The sequence below is a fragment of the Endozoicomonas sp. SESOKO4 genome (genome assembly GCF_024606275.1).
The window spans coordinates 1-1,806 of record NZ_JAHHPS010000369.1; the positions used below are offsets into that span (position 1 = coordinate 1).

Sequence of the window (1,806 nt, forward strand, 5' to 3'; positions counted from 1 at the left end):
TCGTTACAAGGCCAACCGGTTTGTTGCTGCTTCCCTTGGCCTCGTCATGATGACTTCCCCTTGTTCAAATTTGCTCGCAGAAAACCTTTTATCAACGCCAGTGCCAGAGAAATTTGTTGTAGATAGAGCGATAAAAAAGTCTGGTTTTCTGGACGATTTGATTAATCACAATGCTTATTTAGGCCACCCCCTTTCTTTTGCTCTCAATCCGAATACGACCCATCTTACCTTTGTCATGAACCATGAAAATGAGCGGAGCGAAAAAACAGATTCAGATTCGCAAGAATCCGCGGGAGCTGCTGCACTGCAACCGCAGCCTTTAATTCAAATTCCGCTCCCACCAATGAACCATGCACAAATTACTGCCATTATCCAAGGGGTCAATACAGGCTTCGATGAAGACACCATAACCCTAAACAATATGTTGAGCTACGTCCCGGTAGCTCCACCCAATGAGAGCCTGACAATTCTGAGCATGATTCAGCAAGTGTTAAAAGCTCTCAATGTTGTGGTTGACGATGTCGAGGATGCGATGATAGACGTTCTGTTTAACATCCGGGGTACCGAATCTCCTGTCGATATGACCAAACCAGAAGACCGGGAGAACCTTGCGATGTTGATGGTGAGTTACTATACAGCCATCCATTCAAAGAGAGCACACCCTGAAGCGGCTCATTTATTTTTTAGCTCATTTCTGCTTCGTGCCACTAAATTGTCTGGTATTGGAAGACTGGTTGCCAAAAAAGGTGATCTTCTAGGTACAAAAAAACCAATAGAAAGTCACGAAGTTTTGAAAGCAAATGTCAAAGAATCTGGTAAAGTCTTCAATGGCCTGAAAGTGCTGGAAGAAATGCGCCTTAGTTTTTTGCTACAAGTAAATGATCCCATAAAATCTGAAGAACCTGAGACATTGGACGGACCATTGCTAATAGCCGCCTCCTCCCTGCTCAACAATGAGATTAATGAGAACGAAATGCCCCTTTATCAACGTAATATAAAATCAGCTGAACGAATGTCCTATCTGGTAAAAAAGTATGGTAAAGAAAAACCAGAATTAGTTGCCTCGAATAGTCAGTTCGTGAGTTTAATTGATGCCATAAGTCTGATTCTTGATCCTTTCGTTATACAACAGGCAAAGGTACATGTTGACAACATTTCCAGTTATTTTAGCGCATCAAATTGGGATGACACCATCACCAGCTCTTCAGAGATAAAAGACAAAGAACAAACATTATTCAAAATATTCGAAAAGGTATTAAAAGATGCAGAAGACTACCCGGGAAGTGAAAACCCTGAATTATTTCAAGAATTGCTTCTGGCCTTAAGACAATACATAGAGCAACAATTACAAAAAACTTTTCCTGATGAAAATGATTACCAAGTCATAATGGTCACCCTCGGTACAGGATTTGCCGACCTGATACAACAATCAGGCAGGATGCTGGCATTTCATATGGCAACTTTTGACATCAATGCCAATCAGCAGCCTTATGGAGTTAAACCTGACGAAGCAGCAAAGAAACAAGAAGGAAAACAACTCAGCAAAGAAGAGAAGAAGAGAAAACACTTGGAAGAACGGATAGAATACCTGGATGATTTCGTCGATTGGTTCATAGATAACTATAATTTTGCTATGAGGACTCCTTATAACTCTGACAGCAGTGACTCTGAGAGTATTGATTCTGACACCATTAATACTGGCAGCAGTGGCTATGACAGTAGTGGCTCTGACATTAGTGGCTCTGATATTCGTGATACCGACATGCCTGACTCTGATACTAGTGATACCGACATGCCTGACTCTGA

The 1,806-nt window shown here is 41.6% G+C and carries 1 protein-coding gene; it reads left to right on the forward strand.

What is annotated here, in order from left to right; genetic code table 11:
- Nucleotides 1-46: 46 nt before the first annotated feature.
- Nucleotides 47-1,806 (forward strand): hypothetical protein (locus KDK16_RS07245; protein ID WP_257275362.1); only part of this gene is annotated, 1,760 nt, incomplete at its 3' end.